Genomic DNA, 24,968 nt, shown 5'->3' on the forward strand with positions numbered 1-24,968 from the left:
TAGAATATCACACAAAATACTTACAAAAAAAGGAAATACAGCTGCGTATTTTTACCCGATTTAATTTTGATTTCCTTTAAAATATTATTCTAATCTTACGCAAGTATAGCCTAAACCAGAAACATGATTCACAACATTATCATACTGCAAATCAACACCTTCAATTCGTAAAATTTTATCACAATCTTCCAAATCAAAATTGATTTTATAATCTGGAAACTGATTCTGCATAACGGCTATAACATAATCACGATCAGATTCTTCCTGGATATTTGTTTTAAAAATTTCCACAACACTCTCTGCTTCTTGTAATTCTTTAAACTGGTACATTTTTATTTATTATTAAAAAGATTATAGAAACTTAAGATCAAAAATAATAGAGAAACCTTTATTTTAACAGCAATTTTATACCAATGGCGTATGATTTATACGAATGGCGTTGGTATAAATTTTTCTCTATAAACACTTATAAACTATACGATTATATTATTTTTGCCACTATGACAATTGCAAAAATCTATCAGAATTTTTTTCTACGAAACTTAATTGTAAATACACTTGTTTATTTGGTCATTTTGGCCTGTATTTACGACGAAATAAGACTGGACGGGCATAGCTGGTCTTATATTCTCAGTAAAATTGCCATGGGATATTTCCCTTGTATTGTATGGATTACGGTTTTTAATATCTGTATCATCAATCCTTTTTTATTTCATAAAAGATTTAAAATCTTTTTTACGCTTCTTGCGGTCTATTGGACTGGTTTTTACTTTTTTATGAATTGGTTTTTTCCGCTTGTCGGATTAGGAAATTTAAAGACACTTCAGATTGTATCTCTTATCATAAACGGTTGTTTCTTCTATTTTCTGCATATAGTGATTAGCAAAAAGATGAGTCAGGCAGATAAAGACATTATGAATTTTAAGTCGGAACTCTCATTTTTAAAACAGCAGCTGAATCCTCATTTTTTGCTCAACGCCATGAACAACCTGTATGGAGAAGCCCTAGCTGAGCCAGAAAAAGTTCCTGACCGAATACTGAATCTCTCAGACTTGTTGCGCTATCAGATTGAGGCTTCAAAAAGAGATTTTGTTTTAATGCAGGAAGAAATTGCTTTTATCAAAAAATATATTGAATATTATACGTTTAGAAACGAAAGACTGGCTGTAACGCAAAATATTGAAGGCGTACATGATCAAATCGAAATTCCGCCTTTGTTCTTTTTGCCTTTGGTAGAAAATGCAGTGAAGTTTTCTGCCGAAACCGCTGAACCATTTATTAATCTAGATTTGAAAGTACAATGCCGAAATTTATGTTTTACTCTCAAAAACAATTGTTTGGACACAGAATCACGGCTTTCGAGTACGGGAATCGGAATTGAAAACCTAAAAAGACGTTTGGAAGTATATGGTTTAAAACATACTTTAAACTGCAAAAAAGAAAAAAACATGTTTATTGTAAAACTGAGTATATGGCACTTACCTACCGCTGTCTGATAATTGATGACGAATCGCCGGCACATAAAGCCTTGATTTCTCACATCTCCAAATTTGACGAACTGGAACATTCCGGAAGCGCATTTAATGGTATGGAAGCCATAAAACTGCTTAACGAAAACCAATATGATATTATTTTTCTTGATATTAATATGCCTGTCATTTCTGGTGTAGAACTGATGGAACTGCAACCCAATCGTCCGCTGACAATTGTAACAACGGCTTATTCCGATTATGCACTTTCTGCTTATCAAAACGATGCTATTGATTATCTTTTAAAACCAATTTCACCCGATAAATTTGCCAAAGCCATAGAAAAAGCCAAAACTTATTTTTCTGGAAACAGTCTTAAAAAAGAAACTCAAACCAATACCAAAGTATTTTCGTATCGTCTTAACGGGCAAAATATAGACATGCCAATCTGTGATATTCTCTATATCGAAAGTCTTGGCAATTACATGAAACTATACAGCGCCAAACTCAATTTACCACATATTATTTACGGCTCACTTTCAAGTATTGCCTCAGAAATTGACAGTACTAATTTCGTTCAAGTACATCGTTCGTTTATTGTAAATACTGAAAAAATCAACGCTGTTACTTCAAAAACACTTACCATGTGCAATGGCGAAATGATTCCTGTGGGAAGAAAGTATCAGATTCTTCTAAATAATTTGCCAATGAGATAATTTCTCAATTTTTATAATTAAATATTTTTTGAAAAGCTCAACTTAAAAAAAGTTGAGCTTCATTTTGTTTGACCAAAATCTCTTATCTTAAGCAATTGTAAGGCTTACAGACTCTAGGAATTGTTATTTTTATTTGTTTTAAATCAACAACAATTATTCTAATTAATGATTTTGTTAATTATTTTCTTAAAAAAAACGGCGAACCAAGCAACTTTTCCTACTTAATTATTTAAATTCGCCACATAAGCAATCCCCTAAGCTATTTATAAACCAATGACCATTTTTAATTTCTTTAAAAGATCTACTACAAAATGCCCGAGATGCCTTGGAAAAAGATTTGTTGATTGGGATGATATCCGCCGTTTAAACCGACAATTGAAATGGGTTCCTGCTCCATGCGCCTACTGTGACGCAACAGGAAGAGTCCCCAAAGAGCTGCTTTCTAAAGTTGCCGTTGACTGCATGTATCTCACAATCGATCTGCCAGAATCTATAATAGAAAAAATAAAAGAAGGCGATCTAGAAACGATTGAAAAAGGAAAACAGCGCGAACTTTTTGTAGACCATCTTATACAATATACAGAGCATCATCACCTTACTCAAAATCTAGACGCCGAAAGCATTGCTAATTTATATTTGGAATTCGAGGCAGAAAAAGCTCCTTTTGCCGTTACCAAAGAAGAATTAATAAAATATATCCAAGGCGTAATCGAATTAAAGAAATCTGCATTAAGCTAATTTTTTTGCATTTTTGCACTTTTTAAAATGTTATAAGTTCACTCATTCGTGAGCATCTTTTCAAATCAATAAAACATGATTAAAACTTTAAAGCTTATTTTTATTGCAATTTCTTTTTTATTCTTTTTTGGCTGTTCTTCTGGAGATTGCACCAAAATAATTACTATTCCTGCACAAACTATACAAACACCATCTGGATCATCTTACATGCCAGCGTATGAAAGAGAAGTTTCTTGCGATTTTGAGATTGAACCTGTGGAAGAAAACACCAAAGAACTTGAAAATTTCTCGTACGAAATTTTGAATTTCATTTATACTCCAGACACTGGCAAAAATACTAACAGACTTCAAATGGAGATAAAACTAAACAACCTTAATGACTTTAATGTCACAGGGGCTCCATTAATTACTATTAATGTTGATGGAGCAGAATCGATTGGAAGTTTTGCATCAAAAGCCACGTCGCCATGTTATGGAATTAACGCTAAATCTAGTTGTATTTTTACATTTGATCAAGAAACTTCCTTAAGTTTTGGGCTGATAAAATCGGTGAAAATTGTTTCGGTAAAATATATCGTAGCAAAAAAATAGTTTCCCTCTTTTAAAATTTAAAGAAAAAGTTCTTCTAAAAAACAGGTATTAATACCTGTAATCATCACTTAATTTTAAACTAATATTGTTACTAATAATTTTTAGTTTAGGCAAGGTTTTCAAATAGAGAGCTTTTTAATTTTTTGTCACTTTTTTTTGAAACAGAAAGTGGGATTTCAAATCGCTGGTACCGATTGGAAATTTCACTTTTTTTTGTTTTTATCCGTGATATTTTTTTTAACGCAAAGAGCGCAAAGAATTTTTAATTAAAGACTTAATAAAACCGTAAAATTTGCAAAACTTTGTGTAGATAACGTTTTGCTTCCTCTAAAAAATCTCAAAAAAACTTAGCGAACTTTGTGTAATCCTTAGCACTCTTTGCGTTAAAAAAAACATCCCTTTTAAAGCTTAAAATCAAATTTCAGGCAGTATTTTTGCTTTCTGTAAAAGCCACGAAATTAAGTCCGCATGACTAGAGAACATTATATTCCGTTTAATAAAGAATTTTTACTGGAACAGCAAATTGCTGCTTTTTATGAAAATCCGCAAAAGGTTGACGATTTTAAGAAGCTGTTCGAAATTATCGAACACTATTATCATTACGAATCTTTTAACCTTAACAGAAATCTAAAACAGCATTACGCGCTCTACGATCCGGATTTGAGCGAAAAAGAACGTGAACAGTTTATCAATAAAAGCAATTTTCCAGTTTTTAAAGAAACATTGCTAAAAGTTCTCGAACGCGGCAATTACTACAGAATTAATCAGAAAGCATTAAACGACGCTTTTAATGAATCGGATTTGATCGGATTAAACCTTTCTATCGATTTTAATGCTTTTAAAGATTTTGAACTCTATGCGCGCGGCCATCATAAAGCGAAAGAAAAAGTCAAAAAATACTTTTTCTGGACCAAAGAAGTCGAAATTGAATATTATGATCGGGTGTTAATTTATCTTAATTATAGCGAAGCAGATTACCTGAAAGAAAAGAAAGTCAAATTAGGAAAAATGCCAATCGATCCAGGGTCTATTGCACTGAAAATCTTTAAACGTGTTCCTAAAAACGATCTTGAAACCATTTTTCCGAATGCCATTCCGAAAATGTCTCTTAAGGACAAATTGCTGCTTTGGGTTCCAGGAGTTTTTGGTGGACTTTCATTGTTAAGCGCCAAAGTAATTCCAGCTTTGATAAACATGTACGAAGCTTATCAGACTGGTGAAACAATCGATTTATTAAACAGCAAAACCTCCTTAAATCAAGGTTTAATCGCATTGGGGATTTTAGGAGCATATTGTTTCCGTCAATACAATAACTTCATAAATAAGAAGATCAGATATTCTAAAACACTTTCTGATAGTTTGTATTTTAAAAATGTCGGGAACAACAGCGGTGCTTTTTATTCTTTATTAAATTCTTCTGAAGAAGAAGCTTTAAAAGAAACGATTCTCGCTTATACTTTTTTACACGAAAGTGAAGATTCTTTAACAGCCGAAGAACTGGACAATCAAATTGAATCTTGGTTTCAAACCAAACTAAATACCGATTTGGATTTTGATGTAAATGATGCTTTATTAAAATTAAAAAGCATTGGCCTCGGAGTAGAAACTAATGGAAAATGGAACGTGATTCCGCTTAATGAGGCGCTTGTTGCCATTGATGAACTTTGGGATAATGTTTTTCAGTACAATCAGAAAGCTGATGCTTTAAAAATTTAAAAATGTATACCTACAAATGTTCCTGTTGCGGAGAAGTTTTTGACGAAATGCCTTTATGTTTCGGCAACGAATTCCCCGCTTATTATTTTGCTATTCCGCCAGAAGAAAGAGAAAAACGAGTTGAGTATGGAGGAAGCTGGTGTTATGTAGATAAAGAACATTTTTTTCATCGAGGAAGATTAACCATTCCGATAATCGACTATCATGAAGATTTGGTTTTTAATGTCTGGACTACGATAAGCGAAGATAATTTCTGTCTACGAATGGATTTATGGGAAGATCCCAATAGAATTAATCAAGAGCCTTATTTTGGATGGATGCAAACTGATGTCCCTACTTATGGCAAAACAATATCTCTAAAATCAATCGCCATTGAGCAGGATTTAGGGTTAATTCCTGAAATAAAACTCATTGAAGAAAATCATCCTTTAACCCTTGATCAAGAAAACGGAATTACATTAGAAAAAGCCATTTCGATTGTAGATGAAATAATGAAAATACAGCACGGTAAAAGCTAAAAGAAATTTTACTAGATTTACGCATCTAACCTTAAAACCACAAAAATGAGAACATTAGATCAATGGTTTGCAGAATATGCCGTAAGTCATCAGAACCCAAAAAATAAAGCAATACATTATATTTGCGTTCCTGCCATTTTCTTTTCTATCGTTGGATTATTAATGAGTATTCCCAGCGGAATTATTGCCAACACTTTAAACCTAAATTTACCTATTATCGAAAATTGGGCTTTTCCAGTTCTACTTTTCGTTTTGGTTTTCTACATCAGATTATCGGTTGCAATGGCAATTAAAATTGCTTTGTTTTCGGGTATCTGTCTAATCTTAAATTATTATATCGGGCAGGTTGTGCCGTTATGGGCATTCTCAATTGGCGTTTTTGCGATCGCTTGGATAGGGCAGTTTTACGGTCATAATATTGAAGGCAAAAAACCTTCTTTCTTAAAAGATCTTCAGTTTTTATTGATTGGTCCTGCTTGGGTTGTCGAAAATTTGTTTTCTAGAAAGTAAAAAGCTTAAAAAAAGAATAAATGAGTAATTACCAATTGCGATTTGGAGTTCCCTCTCTTGATATTATCTTAGAATTATTTATTTGCATTATATCTTTTTTAGCTTTTTCAATAACTATTTCTGTGATAGTGATAACTCTTTCTAGAAAATCGAGCATAATTAGTTTTTCAAGAGTTTTAAAATTTAACTCATCTTTATATCTACCCCTTATCGTCTTTTATCTTTTAAGCTTTAAACTAGGAGTATACTGTTTAAGTTTTAGCAGGAAAAATGATTGGATTGAAAAAGTTCTTTATGTATTATTCTTTCTTATTTTATTCTCTTGCCAAGCCTATTTCCTTTTTTACAAAAACACAGAAAATTCATTTACCAAAAGATATAAAATCATCATTTTATTCATTTATTTTATCTCTTTGACTTATATCATAAATCATTTTTTCCCAATTGATTCTTATGACAAATACCTAACACATTCTAAAACATACATTTATCTGCCCACAAAAAAGACAATTAAATTAAGGGATAATTCTATATTAAAGATTGATTCTGCAATTTCTATCAATGAATATTATAGCAATAAAAAAAACTTAGAGAAGGACTTAATGTTTACAATTTATTTCAACTCTCCGCATAAAGACCCTCCTTTTTCATTTAAAGCTTTAGATTCTCTAAACGAATTTGGAGGATCAAGCCATCAGCCAAAATACAAAGAACTTTTTCTAAAAAAAATAAACGATTCGATAAAAATCGTACTCCATAGTTACTCTGAAAAAGATATCGATACCATCTTATTTGTAAGACGAAAAATTAGAATTACGCAGTATCCTTAAATAATAACAAAGGGCAAAAATATTTTTTGTCCTTTTTTTATGACTAAAATGTATTGCAAATATTTTCTATATTAGCTCAATAAACCAAACCAGAAAATGAGAAAATTCTTCATAGTAATTACTTCCGTAATTTTACTTTCTTCATGCAAACAAACAGAAAATAAAAACATTCCACAGAAAAAAGAAACAAAGAAAGACAGTACTAAAGTTGAAGATTCATCTCAAACCGCACAAGTAAGTTCTGACTTATTGGAACAGTTTTCTAAAAACAAAAATGAAGTTATTCTCAAATTAAAATCTATTTCTGCTGAAGAGGCCAACACTCTTTATGAAAAATATTTTGAGGAAAACAGCGCTTTATTACAACAAATAGCCGGAAAAGAATCTGGAATATTGGATAAATTTTACAATGAAGATGAAGCTGATAAAAAAGCCGTCAAGCTTTTGGGCGAAAAACTTTCGAAACACAAATTACAGTTTTGGGAAATTGGAGAAGGATATGTCGAAATAGAGCCCTTACATGATTTCTATTATACCATTTTCAAAGATTATGTAACAGGCGATTACAAAGATTATTTGCATCTAAAAAGCGAAGAAAATAAAACGCTATATTCTGCAGATGCTGGACTTGTAATCTCTTTTAAAGATCTAGGCGATAGAGTAATTTCATGGGAAAATTTTATGACCAAATATCCTGATTCAAAATTAATTGCATCTGTAAAAGAGGAATACAAAAATTACCAAATGGATTATTTAGTTGGTCAAGACAATACGCCGACTGCAGAGCGAGCAACAGACGAAAACTATATTTATCCGGAAAATATTCAGGAGTTTAACCGATTCATGAAAAAATACCCAAAAAGCCCAACTGTTCCTCTAATTAACTTGTTTATGGAGAATTTCAAAAGCGAGAGTATTTTTGATCTATTAAGAGCTGAACAGGATAAACTATAAATATGAACCAAAAAATATTTAACAACCAACAATCTAATTATGGAAAATAAAAACCAACCTATTACATTCGTCTTTTGGATAGTAGCAATAATTTTAGGCGTAACCTTATATAAGCAATTTGACTTTCAGAATCTAAAATTTGAGAATCCGGCAATGGCAGTTATTTATAGCATTGTCTTTGTATTTTCGGTTTATTACATCGTTAAAAATTCTAAAAAGAAATAAAATGTAATTAATAATAAACCTCTAAAAGTTTATAAGATATATCTGCTAAATATTGATTAATATGTCTGATGTTTTCAGTAGTATTAACTCATTAGTGTCAAGCAAAAGCCAAAATTTCGCCTAAAAAATGAATTAAAAAAATACAGAATGGAATTGAATTTTAAAGATTTCCCTAAACTGATTACCGAAAGATTAGTATTAAGAAACATTGAAAACACTGATGTTGCTTTAATACATAAATTACATTCTGATGCAATTGTAAATGCGTTTGTTGGAAGAGACAATTCGTCAAGCTTAAAAAAAGCAGAAGAATATATAATCAAAATGCAAAATTTAATTGCGAAAAATGAATGCATTTATTGGGTTATAACAGAAAAAGAAAATAACAATCTAATTGGTTCAATTTGTTTATGGAATTTTGATCTTGAAAATGAAATTGTAGAAATAGGATATGAAATGTTGAGTGAATTTCAAGGCAAAGGAATAATGACAGAAGCAATCAAAAAAATAATAGAATATGCGTTTGAAAAAATAAAAGCAAAAATAATAACTGCTTTTCCCTCTTCTGACAATATTAATTCTGTATCAATATTAAAGAAAATGAACTTTGAACTGGAGAATAAAAAATATAATAATACCCATCAGAATATAAAAAATCTGGTAACTTACACTTTAAGAAACAGTAAAAATCAATAACTAGAAGAGACTCTTAAAATTTTAGAACCATAAAAAAGCCTGCAAAATATACGCTTTGCAGGCTTTTTTATTATTAACCTCGATTGTCTGAAATGTTCACATCAGTAATTATTCTATTGTTTGTCAATATCTTCTAATATTGAAATTCCGGTCAAATTTGCCTGGTTGTTTTTTAAAAATGCGTAAGTAATTTTGTCAACTTTACAATTAACAAATTGAACTTTTTTAAATCTATCATTATATTTAAAAAAGGTGTTTAAAATTGTCGCGTCCTGAAATTTAACTCCATAGAAGGAACAATTTTCAAAATGACAGTCCTCAAAAGCTCCTGTGAATACAATATTACTAATGCTTGATTTGAAAAATTTCGTAAACTTCCATACGACATCATTTACAGTACTGCTCTCTAAGTTTGATTCCAGAATTTCCGCACCCGAAAAGTCAGCTTCAGAAAAATTACATTTTTCAATATTACTTTTAAAAATATTAGCATCAATAAAATAGCAGTTGTTAAACTGATTGTTTGAAAGATTAGAAGACTGGATTTTGGTGTTTCTAATGTCCGAATTAGAGAAATCGCAAGCTTCAATATTGTTTTTTCCCAGAATTAATCCAGATAAATCAGATTTTATAAACTTACAGTTCTTCATATTTGAAGAGCTAAATTTTTCCTTTATGTTTTTTAAACCCGAAAAATCAGCATCAATCCAATTACCTTGAGACATATCCCAATTCCAGTCAAATTTTTCACTTGGACTGTTTTTTGCGCGCTCTCCTGTTTCTTTAGAAATCTTTTCAATAAATGGTGTTACATTTTTTTCAGTCTGAAAACTATCAGAGAAATAGTTAAGGTCAACACCCAGAATTTCCGCAAGTCGGTTTAATGTCGTGATATCCGGCATAGACTCACCACGCTCCCATTTGCCAACTGCTTGAGGACTTATAGATACCTTTTGTGCAAGTTCAGCTTGTGAAAGATTTACTTTCTTTCTTGCTGCGACAATTTTATTGCCAATTGATTGTGAATTTAGCATCATAATTTTTGTGTATTTGTGATGTCACAAAGTTATTTTGTCCATTAGTCCTGCTGCAAAAATAGCATCTACCTTTAGTTGCTTTTACACTACTTTCAGTTGTATTCTGGCAACTATCGGTTGTTTTTGTGTTTTTTTGCCTATTTGAGTCAATTATGCATCTTCATTAAAAATTATTTTAGCTGAATATGATTTTTCTTTTATGAATATCTTACCAATAAAAAAGACACAATTGTAATAATTAATTACAGAAGTTTAAGCTTTAAATTAGCGAGCTTAAATCACCAATAACTCACTCATAAACAAATATATCATTATTATTTTTACTACAAATTTAATATACTAATAAAAAACGGAGATCATTTAAGTAGTTATGGCATTACTTAAAACGAAAAAGTCTTGACAGCGTTTAAACTTAAATTCTACGTAAATGCAGACTATATTAAAATTAGATGATTTCTAAATCGATTTTCAAACCATAAAAAAATCTGAGAATCTACATTCTCAGATTTTTAAATTTTATTGAGACATTAACGATGCAGACTTCGAATCGTTACTAGAAGATCTAAGGATTTTAAATGGCTGCTTAATCTAATGCCTATTTTCTATTTAAGCAACATCTTAGTTTAAGTACTTTGATATAATATTTAAAAATAATTTATTCTAAAATTAAATCGTAAACCAATTTCCGTAAGGGAAAATGAGATCTTAAATGACAATTTCATAATTATCACAGTAATTTTATTGGTATATAAATATCAATAATGTGATGATTTTCGGGATGCAATTTAGGATCATTTAAATGACTCAAAAAGAAATTTCTATTATCTGGCTGATACCCATTTTCTTCAAACCATACTTCGTAAATATAACTCCATGTTTTAAAGCATTCAGACATTGGCGCTTCTTTATGGAAAATAGCATACAATCCACCACTTATTGTCGTATTGCCAATTATCCCTTCTCCTACTATTTTTTCAGGAACAGACAAACAAACATCTGCTTGAAGCATTCCTTCTAAATTAGCATTGCTTCTATAGACTGTTAATGCTTTCGTTTCAGGAAAATTTATCAAATTTCTCGGAGAAGCCCAGCTAAAAAGCTGTTTAAACATATCTTCAAATGTCTCGCTATCATGTTTGTGAATATTCAGATTTCGAATATAAATAACATTAAATGCATCCAGTTTTTTGACTTCAAAATCAAGTTTCATAGTTTCACTCATTTCAATATTTTTTAAATTATTTAATTTGAGTGCAAGGTAGTTTTCGATTTCGGACTGCATTTTTCCAATATTGCTATCTATTATACCGATATTGCTATTTTTATAGAACTTCCGCCATTCAGAAGGTGTTTGCTGTTTAACTTCGCGAAAAGCTCTTGAAAAGGATGAAATACTTAAAAAACCACAATCAGTTGCAATGTCGCCAATTGTTTTGGAAGGATTGTTCATTAAGAAGAATAAGGCTCTTTCAATTTTTGCATTTTTAATAAAATCATTAATTGTTCTCCCTGTAACTGACTTGAAAATTCTATGAAAATGAAATTTTGAAAAATTTGAAAGAACAGCTAATTGCTCTAAAGAAAGTTCTTCATGAAGGTTTTCTTTAATATAATCTATACTCTTATTGATTCTAAAATAATACTCTTTAATAGACTCTTCTTTTGTCATGCTTTTGGATCTATATTTCGTTTCAACTAAAGATTGGTGATATGTAAACCAATATTGAAACCAAAGTTAAGAATGTATTTTTGAATCATAAAAAAAGCCTGAGAATCAATATTCTTAGGCTTTCAAATTTTATAGTAAGTTTGCGGGAGAAAATTCGAATCAATTATTAGACGATTTAAGGATTTTAAGTAAAATCTAACGCTTTTGTAGAAAAATATATTTTTTCTAATTATAATAATCTATTTTTCTCTCAGCTACAAGAGTTGGCTCTCCTTCTTTTGTTCCTTCAAGGTACATATTACATTTTATCCAGTTATTATGACTGTCATATTCGTAGCTATAATATCGGACTTTTTCATTGAGGTTTTGTTCGGGAAAATCTGAAATAAATTCTTTTTGTATAATGTCACCTTGTTCGTTATATGTTTTCTCAAAATTCTTAGTTGGATACGCTATCCCTCCAGAACCAGTTAAATAACATTTTACCTTTTCTACATAATCTTTAACAGGGTGATAAATATATTCTTCTTTTACTACAGTTTTTCCACAACCATAAAGTACTATTTGTGTCATACGACCTAGTTGATCATATGTATATTTTAATTGTAAATCATTACAAAAAGAAACTTCGGTACCAAGATCTGAGTAAGATCTATCTCTTTCTTTTGCATACAAACCCTGAATGATTTTTTGATTTACCACCTGTCCTTTTGCATTGTATGAATAGATTTTACGGCTGAATAAATCTTCCTTTCTTTGAATCGTGTCTTTAAGTACTTCTCCTGTCCTGTTTACCACATATTCCAATTCTTCTTCTATTTTTCCTTTCCCGTCATAAACATAGACGTAAATCTCTTTGCTAAATTGCTGCCAAACTTTTCCTCCAATTTTGATTACTCTTTTATCACTTTTATCAACTCTCAAACGACTTAATTTGATTAGCAAATCATTATTTGATATGGGAAAATACTGCTTTAAAAAGGTTTTGTATTTACTTTTCTCCAGCCAGTCTTTTTCGTAATATTTATAATCAGTCGTTTTTTTAAAGTCAACATTTGTTAAATAGGTATCTCCGGCAAAACCACCCTCTCCAAGTTCTGATGTTATTCTTCCATGTTTATCAATACTTAAGTAAATAAAATTACGAACGTCATTATAAGTTATAAATTCATCTATTTCTAACTTAGACAAACTCTGTTTGGGTTTATTGATTTTGAAGTAAACTGTTTTTACAGAATCTTTTAAGTTCTTTCCGCTATATATACTGGATTTTTCCATCCACAAGCCACTATACTTTACTGAGTTTTGTGCATTTGAATCTATTAAAAAAAATGCAAAAAAAGCTAACGATACAAAAAATGTTCTCATAATTCAACGTCTTAATCTGATATCAAAACTTAAATAAAATTTGAAATAATATTGCTGAAGTTAAGAAATATTTACAGAATCAAATCTTTCTGTAGAAAATTAAATCCATGAAAGTATTCGAACCAAAATTTGTCATAAATACTGATGTTACAAAAACTGAAAATTTTGAGAATAATTTTCAAACCATAAAAAAAAGCCTGCAAAATATACACTTTGCAGGCTTTCAAATTTTATAGTGACCCCGGAGGGGTTCGAACCCCCAACCCTCAGAGCCGAAATCTGATATTCTATCCAGTTGAACTACGAGGTCAAAATGTTTTAATTTTCAATTTTTTAAAATCCCAAATTCCAAGTTTAGTATTGGAATTTGGAATTTATATAATGAGCTTTCCAATTTGGAATTTGGAATTTCTTTATTGGAACTTAAAAATTACGACAGTAATTTTTTCACAATTGTAGAAATGGTTTTTCCTTCAGCAGTTCCGCCTAATTGAGCAGATGCCAATCCCATTACTTTACCCATTGAAGCAATTCCAGAAGCGCCTGTTTCTGCAATGATTTTTGCAATTACAGCTTCTACTTCTTCTTCGCTCAACTGAGCTGGTAAAAACTTCTCGATTACAGCAACTTGAGCCAATTCTGGTTCTGCTAAATCTGGGCGGTTTTGCTCTGTAAAGATTCTTGCGCTTTCTTTACGAGTTTTAACCAATCTTTGAAGCAATTTAATTTCTTCATCTTCTTTTAAATCTTCTTTAGATCCTGAAGCTGTCGATGCTAATAATAATTCAGATTTAACTGCTCTTAATGCTTCTAATGCTACTGTATCTTTTGCTTTCATGGCCGTTTTGATCTCGTCCATGATCTTTGCTTGTAAACTCATGTTTTATATTTTATTTGAATAAGCTAGTGCTTATTAATTGATATATTAATTTGGAATTTGTTCTCGACTATTACTATAGTTTGTCAGGCTGAGCGGAGTCGAAGCCCTTTCCGACAAGAAGCCCTTCGACTACGCTCAGGGTGACAATATTATTTTAAAAGTACTATTTAAAAGTCAAATTTTGAAATTCTGTGCGAAGATAAAAAAAATAACCCGAAAATTAAATCCAATTTTCGGGTTACCTAATATTATGATTCTAAAAATTAATCTACGTTATCGTGCAAAAATGAATTGTTTGAACGTAATTGTAAATCATTATTACTGTCTGTTCCAACAGAGATTCTAGAATTTGTATTATTAGACTGAGAATTAGACAAATCTATTCCTAATCTTTTGTAAGCCGGCTCTTTTTCCAACTCATCAATTCTAGAAACATTGTTATGGAATTTATAGTTAAATTCTTTCAGTTTCTTTCTTCTTTCTTCTGCTCTTAAACGCAATGTTTCTTCAATAGTTAATTCTAAAGGAGAAACTTCAGAAGTAGTTGAAATATCAGGCTGACTTGTAAAATCAGGTCTTGGTTTCAAAGTAATATTCAATTCTTCTGGAATTGTAGGTTCAACTACTTTTTCAACTGGTTTAGAAGACAATAAATCGTTTTCAACTTCCATATATTCTTCTAAAGAATATTTAATAATTCCGTTATCTGAAACTTCAGTTACTGGAACAAATTGTACTGGATCGTTTACTTTAATATCACGAGTTTCATTTGTCAATTCAAACAGAACTCTATTATCTTCTACCACTGGTTCTCTTTTTACAGGCTCTTGTTTAAACAAAGGAAGATCAAAAGAAAAAGTTGTTTGTTCTTCTTTTTCAAAAACTCTCTGCTGTTGCACTGGCGGCTGTTGCATTTGTTGCACCACTTGCTGAACAGCTGGTGTTTCAGGCGCAGAAATTGTAAAATCAATATCTGTAATTGGTGAAACAATTTCGAAAGTCACATCCAGATTTTTGATAAACTCAGACATCACCACTAACTCTTCCTGATTGATTGCTGGAGCAACAGCTTGTGCAGTTGGAGTAAAGGTTTCATCATCGTCAATTAAATCAAAAACAACTTTATCTTCCGCTTTTGCTGTCGGTGTATCAACAGTTAAGTCAAAAGAAGCAAGCGGTTTGTTTGTTAAATTATGAACACTTCTCTGCTCATCTTCTAACGTATGAATGATTTTCTTTGGCTCAGTATTTACAATTTCATTTTGTTGTTCTACATCAAAACCTGTAGCAATAATAGTTACAGCAATTGCCTCACCAAGAGTTTCATCTTCACCAACCCCCATAATGATATTTGCATTGTAACCAGCTTCGTCTTGAATATGATCGTTGATTTCTCCAATTTCGTCAAGAGTAATCTCGTTAGTTCCAGAAACGATAAGCAACAATACGTTTTTGGCACCCGTAATTTTATTGTCATTCAATAATGGAGAATCTAACGCAGAAACAATAGCATCTTTAGCTCTGTTGTCGCCTTCCGCTACAGAAGATCCCATGATAGCAGTTCCGCTGTTAGCTAAAACTGTTTTTGCGTCACGTAAATCGATATTTTGAGTATAGTGGTGCGTAATTACTTCGGCAATACCTCTAGAGGCTGTTGCCAAAACTTCATCCGCTTTAGAGAATCCAGCTTTAAAACCAAGATTTCCGTATACTTCTCTTAATTTATTGTTGTTGATTACAATTAAAGAATCGACCTGCTTACGCAATTTCTCGATTCCAATAATCGCCTGCTCCTGACGCACTTTCCCTTCAAATTGAAACGGAATTGTCACGATACCAACAGTTAATATTTCTCTTTCTTTTGCTAATTGAGCAATTACCGGAGCTGCACCAGTTCCAGTTCCTCCACCCATACCAGCAGTAATGAATACCATCTTAGTATTTTTATCCAACATTTTTTCAATATCCGAAATACTTTCGATTGCCGACTGCTGTCCAACGTCTGGATTTGCTCCTGCTCCTAACCCTTCAGTTAAATTAACTCCTAACTGAATTTTATTAGGTACCGAACTATTTTGAAGCGCTTGTGAATCGGTATTACAAACGATAAAATCTACGCCTTTAATACCTTGTTTGAACATGTGGTTAATTGCGTTACTTCCGCCCCCACCTACACCTATTACTTTGATTACATTTGATTGATTTTTTGGTAAATCAAATGAAATACTTCCAAATTCTGAGTTGCTCATCATCTTTTTGGTTTTTTGAAATTCTTATTAAGTACATTTTTTACTTCTTGACTTGGGGCAAGAAATAATCCTTCTCTTTTTATTATTCTGCGTTGTCTAAAAATTCTTTGATTTTGTCGACATATCGATCAAAAAATGATCTTCTTATTTTAGTTTCGGTAGATTCATTTTTTGGAACCCTTTGACTTACGGTTTCTCTAGGTTCTTCAATGGTTTCTACTTTCTCAACGTAGTTTTCCTCCACTTCGTATCGCTGCACTGGCGGAACAGTTCTGTAAACAATTTTTGGCTGTTCTTGAACCATTTCCATTCTAACAGCACTTTGCGAACTGTTTTCGATACTGTTCATTACTAATCCTACTGCAGTTGCATATAATGGGCTAGAAATTTCTTCTCCTGAGTTTCCTGCTAAATGCTCATTTGGATAACCAATTCTAGTATCCATTCCTGTAATGTATTCTACCAACTGTTTGATGTGCTTTAACTGCGCACCACCACCTGTTAATACAATTCCAGCAATCAGTTTTTTACGAGGATCTTCGTGACCGTATGCTTTAATTTCTGCAAAAACTTGCTCTACGATTTCCACAACTCTCGCATGGATAATTTTAGATAAATTTTTAAGCGAAATTTCTTTTGGTTCTCTTCCTCTCAAACCTGGAATAGAAACAATTTCATTGTCTTTATTTTCTCCTGGCCAAGCAGATCCGAATTTTATTTTTAAAAGCTCAGCTTGTTTTTCGATAATTGAACATCCTTCTTTGATATCATCTGTAATTACATTTCCTCCAAAAGGAATTACAGCTGTATGGCGAATGATGCCATCTTTAAAAATAGCCAAATCTGTTGTTCCGCCTCCAATATCGATAAGCGCAACACCAGCTTCTTTTTCTTCCTGACTTAAAACAGCATCAGCAGAAGCTAATGGCTCTAATGTTAAACCAGACAATTCTATTCCTGAACTCTGAATACATCTTCCAACATTTCTGATAGATGATGCCTGACCCACTACAACGTGAAAACTAGATTCTAATCTTCCGCCGTACATTCCGATTGGCTCTTTAATTTCAGATTGCCCGTCGATTTTAAATTCTTGCGGCAAAACGTGAATAATTTCTTCTCCTGGTAACATCGCCAGCTTATTTACCTGATCGATTAGGAGCTGAATATCTTTTTCGCCAATTACTTCTTCTGGATTATTTCTGCTGATGTAATCAGTATGCTGAATACTTCTGATGTGCTGTCCGGCAATACCCACAACCACATCTTTGATTTTGTATCCTGAATTATTTTCTGCTTCGACGATCGCTTGCTGTATCGATTGTATCGTCTGCGTAATGTTGTTTACTACTCCTCTAGCAACACCCAAACTTTTGGATTTGCCAATGCCCAAAATCTCCAACTTACCATATTCATTTTTTTTGCCAATCATGGCAACGATTTTGGTTGTTCCAATATCTAGACCTACTGCAATGTTATCTTTTTCCATTTTCTATTATTTAGTGCAAACTACTTGTTCCGTAAACCTAAGGTCAATTTTTTTGTATTTGTATAACGAACTATCTAAAACTGCTTTTTGAAAAAAGGCTTTATAGTTTCTAAATTTCTTATCAACATTCATCGTTCTGCCAAAATCTATGAAGTAATCATAGTTGCGATTAAACATTTTTAAGCTTCCATTCGGCATAATCTCTATTGCAATGATGTTTTTTTTCAAAAACGCATCGTCAAAAATTGTGCGAAATAAAGCTGCTAAATCTTCGTTATTTTTTTCATTTATTGCCCCTGAAACAAGAGGAACTCGCGCAGTGAAATTGTCTGACAAGGGCATTTTATTCCCCTCATAGTCAATATAAAAAGAAGCAGCGCCATCATAAACTCTTGCTATGGGCGTCTTCTGTTTTACTACTGCTTTTAGAACTCCATCGATACTTACAAAAACATTTGACTTCTCAATCATCTCTTGCGTATCGAGGGTTTTCTCTATCTTATTCAAATCTAGTTCATCTTTTCTAATACTGGAAGCGTCTCTTTTATTTTCTATCAACAATTTATTAACCGTTTCTGGCTTCACAAAAAGCGTATTTTCTCCTACAAAAACAACCATCGATTTTTTCAATTTTCGATCTCCATTTCGATGTTGTGCGAAGGAATACAGAAACAAAACTAGTCCGAAAATAAGTACTAATCTTATATTTGCCCAATTAAATATTTTCATTTAAAACCTTTTTAATTGACGGAACCATCTCTCCCAGATCACCAGCTCCAATTGTCACAATAATAGGTGCATCACTGGCTTTGATTTCACCCAATAAATCTTCTTTTGCAACAATTTTTTTGTTCGAATTTGTCATTTTACCCAAAAGCCATTCAGAAGTCACTCCTTCCATCGGAAGCTCTCTTGCAGGGTAAATATCCATCAAAAACACTTCATCAAACTGTGATAAGCTTTCTGCAAATCCGTCAACGAAATCTCTTGTTCTGCTGAACAGGTGCGGTTGGAAAATTGCCAAAACTTTACGCCCCGGATATAATTCTCTAACTGCCTGATGAACAGCATTTATTTCTGTCGGATGATGTGCGTAATCATCAATATATACTAAATTTTCATTCTTAATCTGATATGAAAAACGTCTTCTGATTCCGTTGAATGAAGCAATGGCTTTTGCAATAGAATCGGTCGGGGTGCCGAAAGTTTTAGCCATCGCAATAGCCATCAATCCATTCATTAAATTGTGTTTTCCTGGCAGTCCGAAACGTAAATCTTTCATAATTTCTGATGGCGTCTGCACATCAAAAACATAAGCCCCATCTTCAATACGAACGTTATAAGCCTTATATACAGCATCTTCATTTATAGCACATTGAACACCATCTAAAGGCAATTCTTTGGTTATAAAAAGATTATTTTTATCTTCTACTTTAGAAGCAAATTCTCTAAATGAAGCTTGAATTGCATCGCTAGTTCCATAAATATCCAAGTGATCCGCATCCATAGAAGTCACACAAGCAATATCTGGGCGCAAATGCAAAAACGATCTATCAAATTCATCTGCCTCTACAACTGTTACTGTTTTTCCGCTTCCGATTAAATTAGAATTATAATTTTCAACAATTCCACCAATGAAAGCTGTTACATCAGCACCGCTTTGAAACAAAATATGCCCCAAAATGCTTGATGTAGTGGTTTTTCCGTGTGTTCCAGCAACCGCAAAACAAAAAGTGTCTTTACTTATAATTCCAAGAACTTCGGCACGTTTTTTAACCTCGAAATTTCTTTCAATAAAATAATTCCATTCCGAATGTGATTTTGGAACCGCTGGAGTGTAAATCACTAGCGTATTCTCTACATAATAATCTTTTGGAATTAGATTTATATCATCTTCAAAATGAATATCAATACCACTTTCAATCAATTCATTAGTCAGCATAGAAGGCGTTTTGTCGTAACCTGAAACTTGCTTTCCAATAAACTTGAAATAACGAGCCAGAGCACTCATTCCGATTCCTCCGATACCTATAAAATAAACGTTTTGTATTTGATTTAAATTCATTTCTTTTTTGTTTTTTGCTTTAAGCAATACGCTTTAAGCTTTAGGCCTTACTAACTTTGCCTTTATTATTCGATTCTTTTTTTTGCTTCAAGCCTAAAACTTATTGCCTATAGCTTACAGCCTATTTAATTAGCTTCACAATCTCTGCTACAATATCTTGAGTAGCTCTTGGTTTTGCCAGTTTTTTAATGTTATCACTTAATTGCTTCTGTTTTCCAAAATCTTTCAGCAGCGCTTCAAAAACAATGCTAAACTGACTGTCAAGCTCAGATTCTTTCAACAAAATGGCACCTTTTTCGTCTACAATTGCTTGCGCATTTTTAGTTTGGTGATCCTCAGCCACATTCGGTGATGGAATAAAAATGACTGGTTTCCCCACAATGCATAATTCTGACACCGACGAAGCACCTGCACGTGAAATTATGACATCTGATGCTGCGTAAACAAAATCCATTCTTTCAATAAAATCAACTACTTTTACATTTGGCTGATTGTATTTTTTATAATCTTCAAAATATAATTTTCCGCATTGCCAGATTACCTGAACATCTTGAGAAAGGAAATTTTGCAATTCTTTTTCAATTAACTGATTGATTCTTCTTGCTCCTAAACTCCCTCCTAAAACCAGTAATGTTTTCTTATTCGGATCTAAACCATAAAAAGCAATTGCTTCATCACGTTTACTTGCAATATCAATTAAATCTTGACGAACCGGATTCCCTGTTAAAACGATTTTCTCTTTCGGAAAAAAGCGTTCTAAATTTTGATACGCCACACAAATTGCATTAGCTTTCTTGCTCAGCAATTTATTTGTTATTCCTGGATAAGAGTTCTGCTCTTGTACCACTGTTGGAATTCCTGCCGAACCTGCCGCTTGCAATAACGGTCCGCTGGCAAATCCGCCCGTTCCGATTACCACATCTGGTTTGAACTTTCTAATTATTCTTTTTGATTCCAATAAACTGCTTGCCAATTTAAGTGGAAACATTAAATTTTGTAATGTCAATTTTCGCTGTAAACCAGCAATCCAAAGACCTTTTATTTCGTAACCCGCCTGAGGCACTTTCTGCATTTCCATTTTATCTTTAGCACCTACAAAAAGAAATTCTGCATCAGGAAATTGTAATTTTAATTCATTTGCAATTGCAATCGCAGGATAGATATGCCCTCCTGTTCCTCCTCCGCTAAGTATGAATTTATACTTTGTCATCTTTCTAAAAATTACAACTTTTTAAAAAATTTTTATATTCTAATTTTATTTGTTTAAAACCGCATTCATCGGGTTCCTCGAATTATCTTCTATCGAATACATTGGCTCTTCTTCATATATTTCGTCTGCAGGCAAATCCTCCTCTGCCATTTCTTTATCTATTAATCGCTGTAAGGCTTCTTTTCGTTTTTCCCTCTCAAGCTTATCCTCAGCAATTTCTTCTTCTTTTCTTGTCACACTAATAATAATTCCAAGTCCAAGACATGTCATCCAGATCGAACTTCCCCCGCTACTTATCAATGGAAGTGTCTGTCCTGTTACCGGCAACAACTCCACCGCAACCGCCATATTAATCATAGCTTGAAATATCATAGGAAATCCTACACCAACAACCACCAATTTTCCAAATATAGTTGGTGCTTTATGAGAAGCGATTACAAAACGGAACAATAACAATAAGTACAGAATTACTATCGAAACTCCTCCAACTAAACCGTATTCTTCTACAATAATAGCGTAGATAAAATCGGAAGAAGATTGCGGTAAAAAGTTTTTCTGAACACTTTTTCCAGGTCCTAATCCTCCTAATTTTCCAGATGCAATTGCAATTTTTGCTTTCTCAATCTGATAATCATCTTCGTCTGGTTTGTCTGTTGTAAAATTCGTAATACGGCTTTCCCAAGTTGAAACCCTGCTAAAGAATCTTGAATCTGGAAACGCTTTCGCCACCAAAAGGAAAAATGCCAACATTGCAACTCCAGAACCAATGATAAAAGCAATATACTTTAATGGATATTTACCAATAAATGTCAGCATCAAAACCATTGCAAAAATTAACGCCGTAGTCGAAAAGTTTGCTGGCAGAATTAATACTAATGTGATAAATACCGGAATCCAAAGCTGAATCAATGAAGTCTGAAAAGGTTCATTTTCATCTTTAGTTTTAGATAGATAGCGTGCCACATAAATAAACAAAACAATAGCTGCCAATGTTGATGTCTGAAACGTAATTCCGATAAAAGGCACCTGAATCCAACGGCTCGCATTTGCTCCAGCAATAACGGTTCCTTTCAACAGCGTATAAAGCAATAAAATCCAAACCACTGGAAGCGCAATCTTCGAAATTGCTCTAAAATAATGATACGGAACTCTATGCACCCAGTAAATAATTAAAAATCCAATACAAATGTGCGCCAAGTGTTTTACCAAGTACCCTAATGTATTCCCTGTTCCGTGCCCGATATAAGCCAGATTACTACTCGCACTAAAAACAGGCATAAACGAAAACAGCGCCAATAAAGCCACGAATGACCATATTACCCTATCTCCTTTTAGTTTGTTTACCAGCTCTTTCATAATTCTTTCGTTTCAGGTTATTCTTGTTTCATGTTTCACGTTCCTTCTAACTTGAAACATGAAACTTGAAACTCTTTATTTTCTACAAGTTATGGACAGCTTGTTTAAATTGTTTTCCACGATCTTCGTAGTTTTCGAATAAATCGAAACTTGCGCAGGCTGGAGACAATAAAACTACATCGCCCTTTTCTGTCAATCTTTGAGCAGTTTTTACTGCATCATTCATATTATTTACTTCAACCATAATATCAACAACGTTTCCAAAAGCATCGATAATTTTGCGATTATCGATTCCAAGGCAGATAATTGCCTTTACTTTTTCGCGTACTAACGACATTAATTCGTTGTAATCATTTCCTTTATCAACCCCTCCAACAATCCAAACTGTTGGTGAATTCATACTATCCAAAGCAAAGAAAGTAGCGTTTACGTTTGTTGCTTTTGAATCGTTGATATATTGAACGTTTTGTATTTTTAATACTTTTTCTAAACGGTGTTCAACACCTTGGAAATTAGATAGACTTTCACGAATCGTTGCATTTCTAATTTGCATCAATTTAGCTACAGAGCTTGCTGCCATGGCGTTTTTCATATTATGTTTTCCTTCTAACGCAATGTGTTCTGTATCCATTGTAAACTCTTCTTGGTTGATCTTTATTTCCATTTTGTTGTTATTTATAGAAGCCCCTTCATCAAATTTTTTCGTCAATGAAAAAGGAATTAGTTTTGCTTTTGTTTTGTTCTTCTTTAACCATTCTGTACTTGCTTCATCATCTGCATCGTAAATGAGATAGTCATTTTCAGTCTGGTTCATTGTTATTCGGAACTTCGAATTGATATAATTTTCATATTTATATTCGTATCGATCTAAATGATCCGGACTTATATTGGTTATTATCGCAATATCGGGTCTGTAATCTATTATTCCGTCTAACTGGAAACTGCTTAATTCAAGAACGTAGGCATCAAATTTATTCTCAGCCACTTGCCAGGCGAAGCTTTTTCCAATATTCCCTCCCAATCCTACATTTAATCCTGCATATTTCAGCAAATGATGCGTAAGCATTGTGGTGGTGGTTTTACCATTACTTCCCGTAATCCCAATGGTCATTGCTTCTGTGTAAGGAAATGCAAACTCGATTTCCGAAATCACTTTTACCCCTGCAGCAACAAGCTTTTTTACTATCGGAGATTTATCTGGAATTCCCGGGCTTTTCATTACCACATCAGCATTTAGAATTAAATCTTCCGTATGCTGTTCCTCTTCCCAAGCTATTTTATTAATGATAAGAACTTCTTTATAACTCTCTTTTATTTTTCCAAAATCAGATACGAAAACATCATACCCTTGTTTCTTACCGAGGATCGCGGTTCCTACCCCGCTTTCTCCTCCACCTAAAACTACTAATCTCATTTATCTTAATTTTAGGGTAATGATTGACAATATGGCTAACATTACAGCAACAATCCAGAATCGGGTTACGATTTTACTTTCGTGATATCCCTTTTTCTGATAATGATGATGAAGAGGTGACATCAGGAAAATTCTTCGTCCTTCACCGAAACGCTTCTTCGTATATTTAAAATAAGTTACCTGAATAATTACTGAGGCGCTTTCTGCCAAGAAAATTCCACAGAATAAAACAATCAATATTTCTTTTCGAACTGCAATCGCTAAAACCGCTATGATCCCTCCTATAGTCAAACTTCCCGTATCTCCCATAAAAACCGATGCCGGAAATGAGTTGTACCAAAGAAATCCAATAAGCGCACCCACAAAGGCAGAAATAAAAACCGTCATTTCTCCCGAATTGGGGATATACATAATGTTCAGATAATTCGAGAAAATGATATTACCAGAAACGAACGTAAATATTCCGAGCGCGAGGACGGATATTGCGGAGGTTCCTGCGGCGAGTCCATCAATTCCATCTGTTAAATTAGCTCCGTTTGAAACTGCAGTAATAATGAAAATTACAACTGGAATAAACACTAACCAAGCCCATTTCTCATATCCATCTCCCATGAAAGACAATACTTCAGCATAATCAAATTCGTTGTTTTTTACAAAAGGAATTGTAGTTGCTGTAGATTTTTCTTCAACTCCTGCAGGTACAATAACAGTCGAATTTGCAGCTGTCTTAAAAATATCTGCACGACCTGTATCTGTTCTTACTGTAACTGCTGGATTAAAATAAAGAACTGCTCCAACGATGATTCCAAGACCAACTTGACCAATTACTTTAAAGATACCTTTTAATCCTTGTTTATCTTTTTTGAATATCTTGATATAATCGTCAACAAAACCAATTGTTCCCATCCATAATGTCGTTACAATCAGCAAAACAATATAGATGTTATGCAATCTTGCAAATAATAGAACTGGAATAAGAGTAGCAAAAATGATGATTAATCCACCCATTGTTGGCGTACCTGCTTTTTCATTCTGACCTGCAAGACCAAGCTCACGGACAGTTTCTCCTACTTGCTGACGGCGCAAAAAGTTAATCACTCTTTTACCATAAATAGTCGACAGAAGCAACGAAAGCATAAATGCCAAAGCTGACCTAAATGTGATGTACTGGAAAACTCCTGTTCCTGGAAGATCCAATGTTTTATCAAAATATTCAAATAAATAGTACAGCATATTTTTCTATTTTTTTTTAAATTCCAATTTTGAAA

23 protein-coding genes and 1 tRNA gene are annotated in these 24,968 nt (G+C 32.8%); 10 read left to right on the forward strand and 14 right to left on the reverse strand.

Features of this window, described 5'->3' with window-relative positions; genetic code table 11:
• Nucleotides 1-84: 84 nt before the first annotated feature.
• The gene (locus tag RB618_RS01235; RefSeq protein WP_308067134.1) at nt 85-330 is read right to left on the reverse strand and encodes a hypothetical protein; all 246 of its coding nucleotides are present in this window, start codon (nt 328-330) and stop codon (nt 85-87) included.
• An 83-nt stretch (nt 331-413) separates the two neighbouring features.
• Here RB618_RS01235 and RB618_RS01240 point away from each other — a divergent pair, with 83 nt between their 5' ends.
• The 10 genes from RB618_RS01240 to RB618_RS01285 all read left to right on the forward strand — a co-directional run bounded on the left by RB618_RS01240 (nt 414) and on the right by RB618_RS01285 (nt 8,963).
• Entirely contained in the window at nt 414-1,496 is a 1,083-nt protein-coding gene (locus RB618_RS01240; protein WP_308067135.1) for a histidine kinase, read from the forward strand.
• Nucleotides 1,472-2,185: a response regulator transcription factor gene (locus RB618_RS01245; RefSeq protein WP_308067136.1), complete on the forward strand. Its 714-nt coding sequence runs from the start codon at nt 1,472-1,474 to the stop codon at nt 2,183-2,185. Before RB618_RS01240 ends, RB618_RS01245 begins: the two co-directional genes overlap by 25 nt.
• A 273-nt stretch (nt 2,186-2,458) precedes the next feature.
• The gene (locus RB618_RS01250; protein ID WP_308067137.1) at nt 2,459-2,923 is read left to right on the forward strand and encodes a hypothetical protein; all 465 of its coding nucleotides are present in this window, start codon (nt 2,459-2,461) and stop codon (nt 2,921-2,923) included.
• Nucleotides 2,924-2,998: 75 nt separating this feature from the next.
• Nucleotides 2,999-3,514: a hypothetical protein gene (locus RB618_RS01255; RefSeq protein WP_308067138.1), complete on the forward strand. Its 516-nt coding sequence runs from the start codon at nt 2,999-3,001 to the stop codon at nt 3,512-3,514.
• A gap of 468 nt (nt 3,515-3,982) precedes the next feature.
• Nucleotides 3,983-5,230, forward strand: a complete 1,248-nt coding sequence (locus tag RB618_RS01260; protein WP_308067139.1) for a TMEM143 family protein — start codon at nt 3,983-3,985, stop codon at nt 5,228-5,230.
• 2 nt (nt 5,231-5,232) lie between these two features.
• Nucleotides 5,233-5,748, forward strand: a complete 516-nt coding sequence (locus tag RB618_RS01265; protein ID WP_308067140.1) for a DUF2199 domain-containing protein — start codon at nt 5,233-5,235, stop codon at nt 5,746-5,748.
• Nucleotides 5,749-5,793: 45 nt separating this feature from the next.
• Entirely contained in the window at nt 5,794-6,258 is a 465-nt protein-coding gene (locus tag RB618_RS01270) for an Mpo1-like protein (RefSeq protein WP_308067141.1), read from the forward strand.
• 413 nt (nt 6,259-6,671) lie between these two features.
• Nucleotides 6,672-7,088 carry a hypothetical protein gene (locus RB618_RS01275; protein WP_308067142.1) on the forward strand — a complete coding sequence of 139 codons (417 nt, stop codon included), beginning with the start codon at nt 6,672-6,674 and terminating at the stop codon, nt 7,086-7,088.
• A 96-nt stretch (nt 7,089-7,184) separates the two neighbouring features.
• Complete coding sequence (locus tag RB618_RS01280) at nt 7,185-8,042, forward strand: hypothetical protein (RefSeq protein WP_308067143.1); 858 nt, start codon at nt 7,185-7,187, stop codon at nt 8,040-8,042.
• 372 nt (nt 8,043-8,414) lie between these two features.
• Complete coding sequence (locus RB618_RS01285; RefSeq protein ID WP_308067144.1) at nt 8,415-8,963, forward strand: GNAT family N-acetyltransferase; 549 nt, start codon at nt 8,415-8,417, stop codon at nt 8,961-8,963.
• Between the two features lie 113 nt (nt 8,964-9,076).
• On the opposite strand, the gene RB618_RS01290 is transcribed toward RB618_RS01285, so the two are convergent.
• The 13 genes from RB618_RS01290 to mraY all read right to left on the reverse strand — a co-directional run bounded on the left by RB618_RS01290 (nt 9,077) and on the right by mraY (nt 24,933).
• The gene (locus RB618_RS01290) at nt 9,077-10,000 is read right to left on the reverse strand and encodes a helix-turn-helix domain-containing protein (protein ID WP_308067145.1); all 924 of its coding nucleotides are present in this window, start codon (nt 9,998-10,000) and stop codon (nt 9,077-9,079) included.
• A 727-nt stretch (nt 10,001-10,727) separates the two neighbouring features.
• Nucleotides 10,728-11,669 (reverse strand): AraC family transcriptional regulator, encoded by a 942-nt coding sequence (locus RB618_RS01295; RefSeq protein WP_308067146.1) that lies wholly within the window; start codon nt 11,667-11,669, stop codon nt 10,728-10,730.
• Between the two features lie 225 nt (nt 11,670-11,894).
• Nucleotides 11,895-12,947 carry a hypothetical protein gene (locus RB618_RS01300; RefSeq protein WP_308067147.1) on the reverse strand — a complete coding sequence of 351 codons (1,053 nt, stop codon included), beginning with the start codon at nt 12,945-12,947 and terminating at the stop codon, nt 11,895-11,897.
• Between the two features lie 326 nt (nt 12,948-13,273).
• Nucleotides 13,274-13,347: transfer RNA gene (locus tag RB618_RS01305), tRNA-Arg, on the reverse strand.
• 120 nt (nt 13,348-13,467) lie between these two features.
• Nucleotides 13,468-13,917, reverse strand: coding sequence for a GatB/YqeY domain-containing protein (locus RB618_RS01310; RefSeq protein WP_012023891.1), 450 nt, complete (start codon nt 13,915-13,917; stop codon nt 13,468-13,470).
• A gap of 263 nt (nt 13,918-14,180) precedes the next feature.
• Complete coding sequence (ftsZ, locus tag RB618_RS01315; protein WP_308067148.1) at nt 14,181-16,169, reverse strand: cell division protein FtsZ; 1,989 nt, start codon at nt 16,167-16,169, stop codon at nt 14,181-14,183.
• A gap of 79 nt (nt 16,170-16,248) precedes the next feature.
• On the reverse strand, nt 16,249-17,655 hold the full coding sequence (gene ftsA / locus RB618_RS01320; RefSeq protein WP_308067149.1) for a cell division protein FtsA: 1,407 nt from the start codon (nt 17,653-17,655) through the stop codon (nt 16,249-16,251).
• A 6-nt stretch (nt 17,656-17,661) separates the two neighbouring features.
• On the reverse strand, nt 17,662-18,384 hold the full coding sequence (locus RB618_RS01325) for a cell division protein FtsQ (RefSeq protein WP_308067150.1): 723 nt from the start codon (nt 18,382-18,384) through the stop codon (nt 17,662-17,664).
• On the reverse strand, nt 18,371-19,720 hold the full coding sequence (murC, locus tag RB618_RS01330; RefSeq protein ID WP_308067151.1) for a UDP-N-acetylmuramate--L-alanine ligase: 1,350 nt from the start codon (nt 19,718-19,720) through the stop codon (nt 18,371-18,373). Before murC ends, RB618_RS01325 begins: the two co-directional genes overlap by 14 nt.
• A 121-nt stretch (nt 19,721-19,841) precedes the next feature.
• The gene (murG, locus tag RB618_RS01335) at nt 19,842-20,930 is read right to left on the reverse strand and encodes an undecaprenyldiphospho-muramoylpentapeptide beta-N-acetylglucosaminyltransferase (RefSeq protein ID WP_308067152.1); all 1,089 of its coding nucleotides are present in this window, start codon (nt 20,928-20,930) and stop codon (nt 19,842-19,844) included.
• Between the two features lie 45 nt (nt 20,931-20,975).
• A complete protein-coding gene (locus RB618_RS01340) occupies nt 20,976-22,286 on the reverse strand; it encodes an FtsW/RodA/SpoVE family cell cycle protein (RefSeq protein WP_308067153.1) in 1,311 nt (436 codons plus the stop codon).
• Nucleotides 22,287-22,368: 82 nt separating this feature from the next.
• On the reverse strand, nt 22,369-23,700 hold the full coding sequence (gene murD, locus RB618_RS01345; RefSeq protein WP_308067154.1) for a UDP-N-acetylmuramoyl-L-alanine--D-glutamate ligase: 1,332 nt from the start codon (nt 23,698-23,700) through the stop codon (nt 22,369-22,371).
• A complete protein-coding gene (gene mraY / locus RB618_RS01350) occupies nt 23,701-24,933 on the reverse strand; it encodes a phospho-N-acetylmuramoyl-pentapeptide-transferase (RefSeq protein ID WP_308067155.1) in 1,233 nt (410 codons plus the stop codon).
• Nucleotides 24,934-24,968: the final 35 nt, after the last annotated feature.

Source organism: Flavobacterium sp. LHD-85, from assembly GCF_030929595.1.
GTDB lineage: Bacteria > Bacteroidota > Bacteroidia > Flavobacteriales > Flavobacteriaceae > Flavobacterium.